Annotated in this window: 15 protein-coding genes; 8 read left to right on the forward strand and 7 right to left on the reverse strand. The window is 40.0% G+C overall.

What is annotated here, in order from left to right:
- Nucleotides 1-56 precede the first annotated feature (56 nt).
- Nucleotides 57-821, reverse strand: coding sequence for an NAD(P)H-binding protein (locus AC1VU3_RS06820; RefSeq protein WP_482983150.1), 765 nt, complete (start codon nt 819-821; stop codon nt 57-59).
- Between the two features lie 103 nt (nt 822-924).
- On the opposite strand from AC1VU3_RS06820, the gene AC1VU3_RS06825 reads away from it, so the two are divergent.
- The 3 genes from AC1VU3_RS06825 (at nt 925) to AC1VU3_RS06835 (ending at nt 3,822) form a co-directional block, all read left to right on the forward strand.
- Nucleotides 925-1,929, forward strand: a complete 1,005-nt coding sequence (locus AC1VU3_RS06825) for a hypothetical protein (protein WP_480389708.1) — start codon at nt 925-927, stop codon at nt 1,927-1,929.
- 47 nt (nt 1,930-1,976) lie between these two features.
- Nucleotides 1,977-2,159, forward strand: coding sequence for an SE1832 family protein (locus tag AC1VU3_RS06830; protein ID WP_480389709.1), 183 nt, complete (start codon nt 1,977-1,979; stop codon nt 2,157-2,159).
- A gap of 103 nt (nt 2,160-2,262) precedes the next feature.
- On the forward strand, nt 2,263-3,822 hold the full coding sequence (locus AC1VU3_RS06835; RefSeq protein ID WP_480389710.1) for an ABC-F family ATP-binding cassette domain-containing protein: 1,560 nt from the start codon (nt 2,263-2,265) through the stop codon (nt 3,820-3,822).
- Between the two features lie 775 nt (nt 3,823-4,597).
- Here the strand turns inward: AC1VU3_RS06835 and AC1VU3_RS06840 are convergent.
- The 3 genes from AC1VU3_RS06840 to AC1VU3_RS06850 all read right to left on the reverse strand — a co-directional run bounded on the left by AC1VU3_RS06840 (nt 4,598) and on the right by AC1VU3_RS06850 (nt 7,053).
- Nucleotides 4,598-4,933, reverse strand: coding sequence for a hypothetical protein (locus AC1VU3_RS06840; RefSeq protein ID WP_482983151.1), 336 nt, complete (start codon nt 4,931-4,933; stop codon nt 4,598-4,600).
- A 180-nt stretch (nt 4,934-5,113) separates the two neighbouring features.
- The gene (locus AC1VU3_RS06845; protein ID WP_480389712.1) at nt 5,114-5,662 is read right to left on the reverse strand and encodes an RNA polymerase sigma factor; all 549 of its coding nucleotides are present in this window, start codon (nt 5,660-5,662) and stop codon (nt 5,114-5,116) included.
- Nucleotides 5,663-5,787: 125 nt separating this feature from the next.
- On the reverse strand, nt 5,788-7,053 hold the full coding sequence (locus AC1VU3_RS06850) for a hemolysin family protein (RefSeq protein ID WP_480389713.1): 1,266 nt from the start codon (nt 7,051-7,053) through the stop codon (nt 5,788-5,790).
- Between the two features lie 128 nt (nt 7,054-7,181).
- On the opposite strand from AC1VU3_RS06850, the gene AC1VU3_RS06855 reads away from it, so the two are divergent.
- The gene (locus AC1VU3_RS06855; RefSeq protein ID WP_482983152.1) at nt 7,182-8,579 is read left to right on the forward strand and encodes a dipeptidase; all 1,398 of its coding nucleotides are present in this window, start codon (nt 7,182-7,184) and stop codon (nt 8,577-8,579) included.
- A gap of 95 nt (nt 8,580-8,674) precedes the next feature.
- On the opposite strand, the gene AC1VU3_RS06860 is transcribed toward AC1VU3_RS06855, so the two are convergent.
- Nucleotides 8,675-9,247 (reverse strand): nitroreductase family protein, encoded by a 573-nt coding sequence (locus AC1VU3_RS06860; RefSeq protein WP_482983153.1) that lies wholly within the window; start codon nt 9,245-9,247, stop codon nt 8,675-8,677.
- A 149-nt stretch (nt 9,248-9,396) separates the two neighbouring features.
- Here AC1VU3_RS06860 and AC1VU3_RS06865 point away from each other — a divergent pair, with 149 nt between their 5' ends.
- Together AC1VU3_RS06865 and AC1VU3_RS06870 are read left to right on the forward strand one after the other, a co-directional pair.
- Nucleotides 9,397-9,972, forward strand: a complete 576-nt coding sequence (locus AC1VU3_RS06865) for a glycerol-3-phosphate acyltransferase (RefSeq protein ID WP_482983154.1) — start codon at nt 9,397-9,399, stop codon at nt 9,970-9,972.
- A gap of 62 nt (nt 9,973-10,034) precedes the next feature.
- Nucleotides 10,035-10,886 carry a DegV family protein gene (locus tag AC1VU3_RS06870; RefSeq protein WP_482983155.1) on the forward strand — a complete coding sequence of 284 codons (852 nt, stop codon included), beginning with the start codon at nt 10,035-10,037 and terminating at the stop codon, nt 10,884-10,886.
- A 71-nt stretch (nt 10,887-10,957) separates the two neighbouring features.
- On the opposite strand, the gene AC1VU3_RS06875 is transcribed toward AC1VU3_RS06870, so the two are convergent.
- On the reverse strand, nt 10,958-11,449 hold the full coding sequence (locus AC1VU3_RS06875; RefSeq protein WP_480389718.1) for an amidase domain-containing protein: 492 nt from the start codon (nt 11,447-11,449) through the stop codon (nt 10,958-10,960).
- A gap of 119 nt (nt 11,450-11,568) precedes the next feature.
- Here AC1VU3_RS06875 and AC1VU3_RS06880 point away from each other — a divergent pair, with 119 nt between their 5' ends.
- Both AC1VU3_RS06880 and AC1VU3_RS06885 read left to right on the forward strand, forming a co-directional pair.
- Nucleotides 11,569-12,588, forward strand: a complete 1,020-nt coding sequence (locus AC1VU3_RS06880) for a DUF2804 domain-containing protein (RefSeq protein WP_482983156.1) — start codon at nt 11,569-11,571, stop codon at nt 12,586-12,588.
- 143 nt (nt 12,589-12,731) lie between these two features.
- The gene (locus tag AC1VU3_RS06885; RefSeq protein WP_482983157.1) at nt 12,732-13,277 is read left to right on the forward strand and encodes a GNAT family N-acetyltransferase; all 546 of its coding nucleotides are present in this window, start codon (nt 12,732-12,734) and stop codon (nt 13,275-13,277) included.
- Nucleotides 13,278-13,334: 57 nt separating this feature from the next.
- On the opposite strand, the gene AC1VU3_RS06890 is transcribed toward AC1VU3_RS06885, so the two are convergent.
- Nucleotides 13,335-14,054: a glycerophosphodiester phosphodiesterase gene (locus AC1VU3_RS06890; protein WP_480389721.1), complete on the reverse strand. Its 720-nt coding sequence runs from the start codon at nt 14,052-14,054 to the stop codon at nt 13,335-13,337.
- Between the last annotated feature and the right edge of the window lie 17 nt (nt 14,055-14,071).

Here is a 14,071-nt window from a genome sequence, read left to right on the forward strand (position 1 = left end):
AGAAAAAAGTCCACAATTTGTAAAAGTTCATTCTTTAGACTGAAAGGTCACTCCGTTTATTTTTTCTCCTTGTTTTTTTCCTCTTCGACAAAAATATCCTTTCGCTTTTCCCAGTTAAATAGCTCTTCACGAGGAATAGGCTCCTCTTCCTTCTCTTTCATCGTTTTAGCATTTAGGATATCGATGCTTCTATAGTATACAACCTTCTTCTTTTTGCCATGAAGCGCGTAGTGATACATTGCATATGCAAGCTGTTCTCCTTTAATAGACCGTGCTTTCTTGAGGGGTCCCAGGAGGATAGGATTGAGTATTCGGAAAAGGCCCTCGGATACTTTTTCGCCTAAGCGGAATTCTCCTCGCTCACCTGTTATCAGTGTTGGTCTAAAAATCGCTAAATGAGGTAGATGAAGAGCAATCAGCTCCTCTTCCATCCTTCCTTTGACTCTGCTATAAAAGGCTAATGATTTTTTGTTTGCTCCAACAGCGGAAATCACATAAAAATTTGGAATACCACGTTTCTTTGCTAACGATGCAATTTGAAGCGGATAGGCTAAATCCACCTTTTCAAAATTTTCTCGTGTCTTCGATTTTTTGATTGTTGTACCAAGACAGCAAAATAGATCATCTGCAATATCCAAGTCATCTTCTTCTAACTTATCGAAGTCCCGTATTTTTACCTCTAGCTTAGGATGTGTATATTCCAACTGTCTTCTAGCTATAACCGATACAGCCACGTACTCCTCACTTTCACAAAGCTCCTTTACCAAAAAGCTCCCTGTTAGACCAGTGGCACCAACGATAATCGCCGATCTCTTTCCCATATTTCTTTCTCCCCCTTTTGCTCTTTCCTCTAATCTGTTGTCATATACCCCTGTCCACACCCATACAATAAAAAGAATATGTCGGAAAGGAAGATGATGAAACATGAAACTAGCCTATCTTTTAAATACATTTCCACATCGTGGATTATATCCCGCTGTGCGGGCAAGTTTATTAATCCCAGCACTGAATATGAAAGAATCTAAACTATTTGTGCCTAACAGCAATACAAGCCTTATTCAATATCTTGAAAGAAAACAGATAATCCCTTCTGTTTATCATACGAACAACCAACTAATAAACGAGATTCATTCATTTGACCCAGACTGTATCATTCATGACTGTGGTAACTCTGAAAAAGATTTTCTAACGCGTATAAGAAAAACAGATTGTACCTACATTCACTTTGACGATCATGGAGAAGGTGGCATTTTAGCAGACATAGTCTTTCAGTCCTTATTTGAAAGCCCCAAGGAACTTTCAAAAGAAAATTACGTATACGGTCCGACCGGCTATATACCTAATGATAAGATAGTCTACAAGAATAATAGCACGATAGAAGTGCCACCGCATATTGTGGTAGCTTTTCCAAGTGAGGATCCAGAGAATTTAACATATCGAACGCTCAGACATCTTGTACAGCTACATATTCCTTTGCGAATCAGTGTATTAGTAGATGAACAGTATAAGCATGATATATTTGAATTAAAACGCTTTGCCCTCACTAGAAAATCCATTAACATTATATCCACAAACGAGCCGGAAGCATTTTTACCTTCTAGCGATATTGTGATAAGCTCAGGCTCTTATTTCCCTTATCTAGTTTCTCAATTTCAGATTCCTTGCATCGTCCTATGCGCGCATGAGGAGGAAGTAAATTACGGCTTCCCAGTGGAGGCTAATGGCTTTGCAAACCTTGGGCTGGGCAGGAAAATTAAACAATCTTATTTACAAAACGCCGTGATGGAGATTATCCTCCATGAAAATAGAAGAAACGCTTATAAGCTCCGTCAAAAGCATTTTGACTTTAGCGGGAATCTGGAAGAGGTAGTAAATAGTATTCATCAAGCCATCGAGACAAAAAAAGCAGGAGAAGAAATTGTCCATTAAGTACTTTTTTATGCTACAATGTTCCAAAAAGCTGAAGGTGAAACGTCATGACAAAATCTGAAATACAAGCATTAATTGCAGAATTAAAAATGGATTATGTTCGATTACAGGGAGACTTAGAGAAATTAGAGTCGAATGGTCATCCATCACAAGTAGAAAATGCAGAACGTAGACTAGCTGACATGGAAAAAGACCTTGCAGTTTTAAACAAGCAACTCGCTGAGATGTAATGTGTGCACATCTCCAAGCTTCTAGTTAGGCTACCCTGTTGTTTCTTAAACGACAGGGCTTTTGCACGTTACATTTAGTGAGTTTTCTTTTTGGAGGAATATAATGAGCTTATTAACAGTAGAAAATTTAGGACATACTTTCGGTGACCGCACCCTTTTTAAAGACGTTTCTTTTCGTTTAGTTGAAGGTGAGCACGTTGGTCTAGTTGGCGCTAATGGGGTCGGCAAATCAACATTGATGAATATATTAACAGGTGAAATTATTTACGACCAAGGGAAGGTGGAATGGCTACCTGGTACTCATTATGGTTACCTGGACCAGCACACTCGTCTTCAACCTGGCCGTTCTATGTTTGACACTCTTCGGGATGCATTTCTTCCTCTCTATAAAAAAGAAGAGGAACTAAATGAAATTGCTGCTCAAATGGCAGAAGCCTCACCAGAAGAGTTGGAAGTCCTCTTAGAAAAAATGGCAGATATCCAAGATGCGTTAGATGCAGGTGATTTCTATACATTAGACATGAAGATTGAAGAGGTTGCCCGTGGTTTAGGACTAGATGCAATAGGACTGGACCGCCCTGTAGAGGCTCTCTCTGGAGGTCAACGAACAAAGGTTTTATTAGCAAAACTATTACTCGAGAAGCCTAAGGTTTTATTATTGGACGAGCCTACTAACTATTTAGACGAAGAGCATGTTAACTGGTTATCCAATTATTTAAAGAACTATCCACATGCATTCTTATTAATCTCGCATGATACAGAATTTATGAACGGAATTGTGGATGTCATTTTCCATTTGGAATTCTCTAAGTTGACTCGTTACACGGCATCCTACGAAAAATTCTTAGAGCTTGCTGAGTTAAATAAAAGACAGCATATCGATGCCTATGAAAAGCAACAGGAATTCATTAAGAAGCAAGAGGAATTCATTGCGAAAAATAAAGCGCGATACTCCACAACCGGTCGAGCGAAATCTCGTCAAAAGCAGCTGGATCGAATTGAACGCATTGATCGACCAGAAACTGCTGCTAAGCCAGAATTTAGCTTCAAGGAATCACGTAGCTCTGGAAGATATGTAATAGAAGCAGAGAATTTAGAAATCGGTTATGACAAGCCTTTATTGCCGCCACTATCTTTTACAATTGAACGTGGCGAGAAGATCGCTTTAGTTGGAATGAACGGAATCGGGAAATCTACCCTATTAAAAACAATGCTCGGAAAAATTCCGGCACTTGGCGGTAAGGTGACACGTGGCGACTTCCTCTTTCCTTCTTACTTTGAGCAAGAAGTAAAGCCTGGGAACATCACACCAATCGAATCCATCTGGGAATCTTATCCAAGCATGGAGCAAAATCAGGTGCGCGCTGCCCTAGCTCGCACAGGCCTAAAAAGCGAGCACATTTCTCGTCCTCTCTCAAGCCTTAGTGGTGGAGAGCAGGCAAAGGTACGACTATGCAAGCTGATGATGGAAGAAAGCAACTGGCTCGTATTTGACGAACCAACCAATCACTTAGATATCCATGCCAAAGAGGAATTAAAACGTGCCATGAAGGAATTCAAAGGCACCATCGTCCTCGTTTCCCACGAGCCAGAATTCTACGAAGGTCTCGCAACAAAGGTCTGGAATGTCGAAGAATGGTTCACAAAAGGAACAGCAGAATAAATTAGAAACAAGTCTGAGACAAAACAAGTGAAAAGCCCTTATGATTCTTCAGCTTGATAACAAGAATCATATGGGCTTTCTTACTTAATACGTATAGGTTCTTCGTTGCGTCGGACGCTTTCCGCGGGGGCGTGGTAAGCCAGCACCCATCGCTAACGCGCGTGGCTGTGCTGTCTTACCTATCACCTTGCTCCCGCAGGAGTCGCCGACGCTACTACGAACCAATTGTTGATACTACTAAAATTAAAAATTTGATCAATAAATTTTTACAGGAATAAAACCCTATAATGTCCCATCCTCTATTTCTAATTTCCAATCGGTTTTCCAACCGAGAGTAAATTGGAGGTATACGAGAGTAACCAATTCCTAACCGAGAGTAAACCCGTTAAACGAGAGTATTTCTACTCTATCCGAGAATAAAAGGCGGCTATCCGAGAGTAATATTCCTCTAAACGAGAGTAATGACCTGCTATCCGAGAGTAACCATCTCCACGCATTTCCCAGCGGACATCGGCCATGCACTTCCACCATTCTAAACGAGAATAAAATATGGCTAAGCGAGAGTAACCTCCTCCTAAGCGAGAGTAAACTGCCTAAACGAGAGTATTTCTTGTCTATCCGAGAATAAACGGCGGCTATCCGAGAGTAATATTCCTCTAAACGAGAGTAATGACCTGCTATCCGAGAGTAACTCCAACGACCTTTCCAGCGGACATCAGCCTATGCCACCACCATTCCTATCCCAATCCAAAAAACCATAAAGAAAAGGCTCGCATCAAGCGAGCCTTTTTACGTTTCTATAGATTACTAACAAGCATAAAAGTAACGTGTATATTACTAACGTAGCCATGTAGAACCATGCACGTTTCATAGGATCAAAGGTTAAAGTTTCCCCATGTATCTCATAGTAAAATATGATATCAGCATGATAAAACCAGATGACAAATAGTGTAATACCTAGCATGAGAGGTACCAGTACAGCCTTTCTTTGAGAGACTATTTTCCATAGACTGTCCTCCCAGGATGAGTCTCCTCCTTCTTTCTTAAATGGAGTAAGAAAGAAAATAACGAGCCCCGCCCATAACAAGGCACCTACTAATAGTTCAGACACAATAGTTGTTCCCCCTAGTTGTAAAAAGGTGGTGTCCCATAAGTAAAACTTATGAAACACCCCCTCCCTCTTTGATAGATATCTGCTATATAGCGTGCTCCTACGGTGGTCGCATCAAAATGCCACCATCCTCGTCGCAAAGGTGCCGTCTCAAAATGACTTTTCAGACGGTACCTTCGCTTATGCTATTACTAATGACTCCTTGGCAAGCTCATCGTTCAGGATTAGCTCCTTTAAGCGTTGTTTAGCACGGAACAGGCGTGATTTTACTGTTCCAATGGATACCTTCATGACTTCCGCTATTTCCATTAGAGAGTATTGGTGAACATAAAAATACATTACGGTCTTTTGATAAATTGTATCGAGTTCTGAAACCTTTTCTCGAATGATTTCTCCAACATTCTCTTTCTCCAGCTGCTCCTCTACTGACAAAACATCAGAGGCAATTAAATCCAATAATGAAATATCTAGGTGCTCTGGCTGATGGGCAACATATTTACTTCTTCTTACTTGTTTACGATATTTGTCTCGAAACGTGTTCATACAGATAGTCGTTAGCCACGCTTTTAGATGGTCCACTTCTTTCATGTAAGATTCGTATCTGACTACCTTCATCCATACCTCTTGCATGAGGTCCTCTGCCTCGGTTTGGCTTTTCGTTAATTTTAAGCATAAATAATATATATAACGGTTATATTCCTCATAAATTGCTTCTACAGTTAATTGCATGATTTTTTCCTCCGCTTGGTGAAATCTTATAAATATATAATGCCAAACGGAAACCTTACTCACTATCGGATTCCCTTTCAATTATATTACAAACGTGTAAGATAACTGAAAGAAACGCAAAAGGTCTAGGCCTCTTGCGTTTCCGGAAGTTTTGCTTCTTCTATTTTGGTGATAGTTAAGCGTACAATTCGATTTCGATCCATTTCATTAATTTCAAATAAAAGATTTTCAAATATAAAGCGTTCGTTTTCCATCGGCACGTGTCCGAGCTTCTCTAAGATAAAGCCACCAACCGTTTCATTTTCTGTTACGATATCGACTCCAAATAACTCTTCTAAATCCTCTATTTCTAGACGCCCTGCGCAAACAAGGCGGTCATCTATATTCTCATAGATAAGAATTTCTTCATCGTCGTCCGTTTCATCCTCTATGTCCTGGCCAATCATTTCCTCAAGCAGGTCCTCATGAGTAACAATCCCAAGTGTGCCTCCGTATTCGTCCAGCACAATCGCCATATGCTTCCGTTTGTTTAACATAAGCTTATAAACCTTTTCTACACTGATTGATTGAGCTACAAATAGAGGCTTTTTATCAATAATATCTGCCAATGTTTTGTCAGGAGTCATGGACCATTCAATTAGCTGCTTGGAGTAGAGCATTCCTACAATTTTATCCAAGCTTTCCTCAAAGACAGGATATCTCGTATAAAAATGCTCCAAAACAACATCTCTTACTTCCTCGTAGGTAGCTTCTATCGGAATTCCAACTACCTCTGTTCGATGAGTGGATAACACATCAGATACATCCTTGTGCGGGAAATCTAAAATACCTCGAATTCTTTCGGATTCCTCCACTTCAAAGGTACCATCAGTGGAAGCTAAGTCCACCATGGATAACAGCTCTTCCTTCGTAATCGTTGGTTGTTTCACTGCCCCCTTGGTGCCTATGCGTATAACCAAGTTGATCAGCTCTGCTATTACAAAGATGAATGGTTTTAGAATTGCTACGATGAAACGAATCATGGGAGCAACTATAAAGACCACTCGTTCCGAAAATGTTGCAGCAACGGTTTTTGGAAGCACCTCACAAACCAAAATAATAAATGTCGCTATCCCAGCAACTGACCACCAAATATTCCATCCATAGTGCTCAGCTATTATAATGGTTAATACAGTCATGGAAATATTCGCAATGGTATTCCCTACTAAAATAGTAACAATCATTCGGTCCGGCTTCATTAACTGGGCAAATAGTTTAGCTGCTGCCACTTCTCCTTGCTCAGCTCGAAGCTGGACCTTGGTCCTGTTAACGGTTAAAAGCGCTGTTTCACTTCCAGATAAAAAGGCAGAAGCTAAAATGGAAATAGCTAATAGTACAAATTCTATGTACAATATAAATCCTCCCATAATTTAACGTTCATCATCTCTTGTTCTTACTATAGCATACTCGCATTTTAGTTGTCATAAAACTTATGCTATACTATTTCCATTGACGAAATTTTTAGAAAGAAGGTATTCTATTGAGCAATTCCCCTTTAATTGAAAAATATTATACAGAAAAACGTGAACACCACCTGGAAGAATTAAAGGACTTTCTTCGCATCCCTAGTGTTTCTTCTCTATCGGAGCATAAAGCAGACATGCAAAAGGGTGCTGAATGGCTTGCGAATTCCTTTCAAAAAGCAGGGTTAGAAAACATCTCGATTGATTCCACGAAGGGTCATCCAGTAGTATATGCTGACTGGTTGCATGCTGAGAACAAGCCTACGATCCTAGTTTACGGTCATTATGATGTACAGCCTGTAGATCCGTTAAACCTATGGGATTCAGAGCCATTTGACCCTCAAATCCGTGACAATAAGTTATACGCACGCGGTGCAAGTGACGATAAGGGACAAGTATTTATGCATGTAAAAGCGATTGAAGCAGTTCTTCAAACAGTGGGGACACTTCCGGTAAACGTTAAGTTCTTAATTGAAGGAGAAGAAGAGGTAGGAAGTCCAAACTTAGAGGAATATATTGAAAACAATAAGGATAAGCTTGCAGCGGATGTAATTGTCATTTCCGATACAGGCATGCAGGGACCTGGACAGCCTGCAGTGTGCTATGGACTTCGCGGACTCTGTGGAATTCAAATTGATGTGAAAGGTGCTAAGGGCGACCTTCACTCCGGTCTTTACGGTGGAGGAGTTCAAAATGCAATCCATGCCTTAGTGTCCATTTTAGATTCTTTCCGTAATGAGGAAGGCACAATCGAGGTTGACGGCTTCTATGAGAACGTCCGTCCTTTATTAGAAGAAGAACGTGCAGCCTATCAAGCTCTAGGGTTCGATGAAGAAGCCTTGAAGGAAGAGCTCCAAGTGAAAGAGCTATTTGGTGAAAAAGGTTATTCTCATCTAGAACGAGTATGGGCAAGACCGACACTTGAAATTAACGGCATATACGGAGGTTTCTCTGGGGAGGGCATTAAAACTGTTCTACCAAACGAAGCCGCTGCAAAAATCACCTGTCGATTAGTCCCAGACCAAGAGCCCGATGAAATTGTGGCAAAGTTAAAGGCGCATGTTGAAAAGCATAAGCCGACTGGTGTAGAAGTGACGATATCGGAGTTTGATAAAGGAAAACCTTTCATCACCCCTTTCGATCATCCTGCTATCCAAGCAGCTGGTCGTAGCTACGAAAAAATTTACAAGGTGCCAACAGCGTATACTCGAGGTGGTGGCTCTATCCCTATCGTGGCTGCTTTTGATGAAATCCTTGGGCTACCAGTTGTTCTAATGGGATTCGGTCTTTCAACAGAAAACTTCCATGCTCCTAACGAGCATTTCCATTTAGAGAACTTCGATCAAGGGCTACGTGTAATCAGTGATTATTATTTTGAGCTAGCTGAGATTTCAAAAGACGAACTAAAAAAATAAACAAGAATAAAGCACCCTCGTTGTTAGACAAGACTAACAATGAGGGTGTAATTCATTCTCTATATCTATATGGCAAGTTTTCTTCATCTTTCAGGTTATTCTTGCCCAAAGAAGGTTACTGCTTCCTCCACACTTTTTCGTGGTTTCGGCTGTGGAAGAGTATCAAAGTATCCAACTTGTAGCATGCTGATAATTCGTTCTCCTGGTTTAATTCCAAGTCGTTCACGGAATTTCGGATTATCTAAAAATCCTGGCGTCTTCCAGCAAGAGCCAATCCCTCTGTCCCATGCCAACAGCTGAATATTTTGTACAAGAATGCTAGCTGCAGCATAGTCCTCTAAGCGTTCTTTTTGACGAGGATCTTCTGGAACAATCACAAAGATATATCCACCTGGTGTTGTAAATTTTCTCATCTGCTTCTCCAGCTGTTCTTCGCTCATTTCCTTCCATGTCGGAATAGCGAATTCCTTTAGGACCTTATGAATTTCCTGTAGCCCTTCTTCGCACGCAACAACAAATCTCCACGGCTGTCTAAGCTGGTGATTAGGCGCCCAGAAGGAATCCTCCATAATTTCCATTAGTGTTTCTTTATCGACTGGCTGACCATTAAATAATTTAATCGATCTTCGTTGAATAATTGCATCTCGTACCGTGAGCTGTTGAGACATTTTACATAACCCCTTTTTGTGTCCTTTTGTCATTCCTATATCATACCAATTTCTTTTTAATATTAAAAGATTATTAAGAATTACATAACTAATCAATGCGTAATTGGTGTAAAATAAAGTAAATATACCAGGTTATTTGGAGGTGGAAAATGGTTTGGATATATTGGCTGCTCAGCTATTTCATCGGGAATATCTTGACAGCTTGGTGGATCGGTAAATGGAAGAAAACAGATTTAAGACAAGCTCGGAGTGGGAATCTTGGAGCAAGAAATGCTGGAGCTGTTTTAGGAAAGACGGCATTTATTCTCACCTTCTTAGGCGATTCTTTAAAGGGTGTCCTCGTTCTTTACATTGGAACCCTCCTAGGTTTTTCACAGTTGGTTATAGTGATTGCCGGTCTAATGGTAATTATCGGCCATATGTTTCCCATTTGGCTTAAAGGCAGAGGCGGAAAAGGGATTGCCACCTTTATTGGGGTTGCCATCTATACAAGCCCCCCTTTGTTCGGCATCATAGCGATTATCTTCATCATCCTAATTTCCTTGTTAAGAAGTGCCACTCTTAGTATGATTTTTGCCTTCAGCGCATACGGTATCATAAGTTGGTTTATACCCGCTTATCAGCATGCAGTCCCTCTCTCGATAGGCATCATCATCATTTTGATAAAGCATTGGAAAGATATACTAGAATCATGGGATGAGCGCTGGTGGAAACGTACGACTTAAAGTTTTAAAAAATCTATGTACATATTGTTCTTTATAAATTTTAGTAGATAGGGTGTACGAAAATGTGCTCTAAGAAAATTGCATGGGTTATTGATAGCAGTGCTTATATAAATAATTTTTTACGTTCACACCCAGACGTTTATATTGTTCCGATAAATATACATTTTGGTCAGGAGCAATTTATAGATGGGGTAGATTTAACATCTGAGGAACTGTATGAAAGAATCCGCACTGGGAAAGATCCTGTCAAAACCTCTCAGCCATCAGCGGGGGAATTCGCCCAGCTTTATTATGAACTAAAGGAATCATATGAGAAGATAATTGCCATCCATGTGTCTAATAGTCTTAGCGGCACTATTTCTGCTTCTGTCGCAGGAGCACAGATAGCTCAGGCCACTGTAGATTGTATAGACTCCCTCTCTCTCTCTGCTGGTATTACTTGTTTAGTAGAGGAAGGATTATGGTTACAACAACAAGGCACTCCTTATGAAGAGATACTAGCGCTACTGAAGAAAAAAGCAACAATGTTTCGCAACTATATACTAATCGGTAATCTTACCCAGCTTTATAAAGGAGGCCGACTAAGCAGCGCACAGTTTTATCTAGGCAGCCTTTTAAAAATAAAGCCAATCATTCAAATTAACCAAAACGGAGAACTTCAAGAGTTAGATAAAGTCCGCTCATATAAGAAAGCGGTCCTTTATTTAATTCAAAAAGCAATTGCATCAGTAGACGATGGTGTTTCGACTATTTATATTATGCATGCAAATGCCATTGAGCAAGCCAACTTCATAAAGGAAGCCGTTCAAAAAGAAAGTCCAGATGTAAAAATTACGATTGGAGAAATCAGCACCTCCCTTGCAGTCCATGCTGGAGAAGAAACGCTTGCGGTACTTTGGCACCTTCCTTCTTAGCATCCAGTTCTAAAACCTAAAGAAGTACTTACGATTGGAAATATACTAAAATCGTAAGTACTTTATATTTTTCAGGTAAAGTTATCCTTAACATGAAAAAAGACATACTTAATATTCGGAGTATAAGCAGCCGAGTCCTGATATTCCCAGTATCGATCTCTGCTGTTATTGGTATGTGCATTTACATAAGGAACTCCATCACGCACACTTGTGACAATAGTGGAATGATCCCATCTCCCATCGCCTTGAAAATCATAAAAAATTAAATCTCCTGGAACTAGCTGCGAAGCAGAGCTCACCTGTGTAGCCTGTAAGCCTTTGGTCGATTCTGCTAAGTACCATCTTAGAGAATGTGGTGTACTCCAGCTTAAACTCCATGTATTATTTCCTAGCCACCAGCCTTTTTCTCTATTCGGCTGCCCTCGCATTGGAGCCCCTCCTGCAACTAAGCATTGAGAAATATAGTTGGTACAATCAACATCGAAGACAGGATATTTAGGATTATAGCTGTTCCACCAGGTTTGTGCATATTCAACTGCTGCAGCTCTATTGTAAGTTGCCAATTTTTTCAACTTCTCCTTTCCATTTTCTTATGTTTTCTTTGTAAATATATGCTAGTATTAGATTAATCAGAAGATTGTCTTCAGAGATCGATTTATCCTGTAAGAAAGGATGATAATTTATGAGGCAGCATGCAGAAAAAGAGATAGTAGAACCTACTCTGCTATGCGACGAAAAAGGTAATTTAAATCCTAAAGCAATTGGATATGCCAAACGGCCAATCATTGAAAGTAATCTAAAGGGACATTACATGCGCAAGAAAAAGTGGAATTACTGGTGCATATTCGGTGACGAAATCCTTTTTTCCGCAACAATTAGTCATTTAGATTATGCAGCTGTTTGTTTTGTATATTTCCTAAACTATGAAACACAGCGATATGTGGAGAAAACCGTCACTATTCCTTTAGGAAATAAAATAACAATGCCATCTAATGTCTTAGAAAGCGTTCGTCTTCATTCAAAAGAGATGTCTATTCAGCTTTTATATATGCAGAATACGACTCATATGACTGTAACCATCCCAGATTTTGACGGCGAACTGTTACATGCAGACTTACATATTACCCATCCAGATGAGGATTCACTAAATGTCGTCATACCATGGAATAGAAAACAATTCCAATTTACTGCGAAGCATCATCTATTACCAACAAAGGGCTTTGTTAAAATGGGTGATTCCTCCTTCACTTTTCAAGAGGAGGATAATTTTTCGGTACTCGATTACGGAAGAGGAGTCTGGCCAAGGGAGGCAGTTTGGAATTGGGGATTTTCCTCTCAAAAAATAGGAAATACTCGGGTTGGTCTTAACTTAGGTGGTAAATGGACAGACGGGACAGGTATGACAGAGAATGCAGTAATAATCGATGGTATCCTAACGAAAATATCAGAGGATGTTATTTTTACGTATAATTCCAATGACTTTATGGAACCTTGGACAATAAAAACAAAATTCTCCAATAATGTTAGATTAACTTTTACTCCTTTCTTTCATCGTATTGCCAAAACCGATTTGCGCCTTATCTTCTCAGAGGTCCATCAAATGGTTGGATACTTTGATGGATATATTGAGTTAGAGGATGGACCATCTCTTCATATCCAGCAAATGCTGGGCTGTGTAGAGGAGCATCAAGCAAGATGGTAATCTGACAATATAGTAGACAAGAGGGAAGAAGCTGGGCGAGATGCTCAGCTTTTCTTTTTTAGAAAATAGTCTTGAAGTATTCATACACTACCTCAACATGAGACTTAGAAATAGAAAACTAACTAAAAAAGGCAGAGATTTAGATGAAAATGAAAGCTAAGCTAGTAAGAGCCGGGGATCACGAATATTTAATCCGTTCTGCAAAAGAAGAGGACGCAAGGGAATTATCCGCTCTCCGACTACAGCTAGATGGAGAAACAGAAAACTTTGATAGAGTACAAGGGGAAGGATTTTTAGACGAAGCCACTTTCTTGTACTTGATTCAATCGGATACGGATGCTCCCAACAATCTAATGCTAGTAGCGGAAATGAATGGCAAACTTGTAGGGTATGCACGATGTGAAGGCTCTACCTTAAAAAGGCTAGCCCATAAAGTGGAGTTTGGAGTGGGAGTTCTACAAGCATATTGGGGGTACGGGATAGGGAAAAACCTCTTACAAAGCTGCCTAGCTTGGGCAAAGTCAAACGGTCTAAAAAAGATAACTCTCCAAGTATTAGAAACGAACAAATCTGCCATACAACTGTATAAAAAATATGGATTCGAAACAGAAGGAATCTTAAAAAAGGATAAACTTCTATCTGACGGTAATTACTATAATACGCTCATTATGGGAGCTTATTTCAATTAAAAAAGGTATTTATAGACCTCTTCGCGTCTGTAAATACCTTTTCTCAATTGCCATTCCTTATTCATTCAGATATGTGTAAATCTTTTTCGGGTAATCAGTAAAGATTGCATCGATTCCAACGTTCTTTAATAAATCAACATATTGTTCCTCGTTTACCGTGTAAACTCGTACTTTCTTTCCACTTGCTACTGCTTCCTTCCCCATCGGCCTTAATACTGTCGGGAAGAACGCATGTAGTGAATCCGCTGAAATGAGATCCGCATACTCATGTGGAGCAATCATTACCTCCACAAACAAGATAGCCGTTTCTATTTGAGGAGCAAGCTTTTTCACCTCTCGCACCATTTCATGGTTAAAGGAAGAGATGACTACTCGATCAGACATCCCCATCTCCTCCAACAAGCTTAGTACCTTTTGCTCCATGCCCTCATAAGGAAATACATCAGATTTAAGCTCTATATTCACATGATGATTCGTCGGTTTATAAACATCTAACACTTCTCGTAAGGTTGGTATTTTCTCGCCCTTAAAGTTAGGAGAGAACCATTCGCCAAAATCAAATTTCTCCAGTTCCTCTAGAGTCATATCCTTCACAAAACCTTTCCCATTAGAGGTACGGTCAATCTTTTCATCATGAATAACAACCAATTCTCCATCCTTCGTCATATGCACATCAAATTCTACGCCATGTACAGGGAGCTCAGCTGCAGCTTGAAAAGCAGCAATCGTATTTTCTGGATGGGTGCCAGATGAACCACGGTGTGCGTATATTTTCATCAAAATTTCCTCCTAAC

It is taken from the genome of Psychrobacillus sp. Z16_25 (assembly GCF_056856695.1).

What these genes read in the sequence shown, in the direction of transcription:
- AC1VU3_RS06890 (WP_480389721.1), bottom strand. Translation starts at nt 14,054, where the DNA reads ATGAAAATATACGCACACCGTGGTTCATCTGGCACCCATCCAGAAAAT.
- AC1VU3_RS06825 (WP_480389708.1), top strand. Translation starts at nt 925, where the DNA reads ATGAAACTAGCCTATCTTTTAAATACATTTCCACATCGTGGATTATAT.
- AC1VU3_RS06885 (WP_482983157.1), top strand. Translation starts at nt 12,732, where the DNA reads ATGAAAATGAAAGCTAAGCTAGTAAGAGCCGGGGATCACGAATATTTA.
- AC1VU3_RS06860 (WP_482983153.1), bottom strand. Translation starts at nt 9,247, where the DNA reads ATGTCTCAACAGCTCACGGTACGAGATGCAATTATTCAACGAAGATCG.
- AC1VU3_RS06820 (WP_482983150.1), bottom strand. Translation starts at nt 821, where the DNA reads ATGGGAAAGAGATCGGCGATTATCGTTGGTGCCACTGGTCTAACAGGG.
- AC1VU3_RS06880 (WP_482983156.1), top strand. Translation starts at nt 11,569, where the DNA reads ATGAGGCAGCATGCAGAAAAAGAGATAGTAGAACCTACTCTGCTATGC.
- AC1VU3_RS06870 (WP_482983155.1), top strand. Translation starts at nt 10,035, where the DNA reads ATGTGCTCTAAGAAAATTGCATGGGTTATTGATAGCAGTGCTTATATA.
- AC1VU3_RS06865 (WP_482983154.1), top strand. Translation starts at nt 9,397, where the DNA reads ATGGTTTGGATATATTGGCTGCTCAGCTATTTCATCGGGAATATCTTG.
- AC1VU3_RS06845 (WP_480389712.1), bottom strand. Translation starts at nt 5,662, where the DNA reads ATGCAATTAACTGTAGAAGCAATTTATGAGGAATATAACCGTTATATA.
- AC1VU3_RS06835 (WP_480389710.1), top strand. Translation starts at nt 2,263, where the DNA reads ATGAGCTTATTAACAGTAGAAAATTTAGGACATACTTTCGGTGACCGC.
- AC1VU3_RS06830 (WP_480389709.1), top strand. Translation starts at nt 1,977, where the DNA reads ATGACAAAATCTGAAATACAAGCATTAATTGCAGAATTAAAAATGGAT.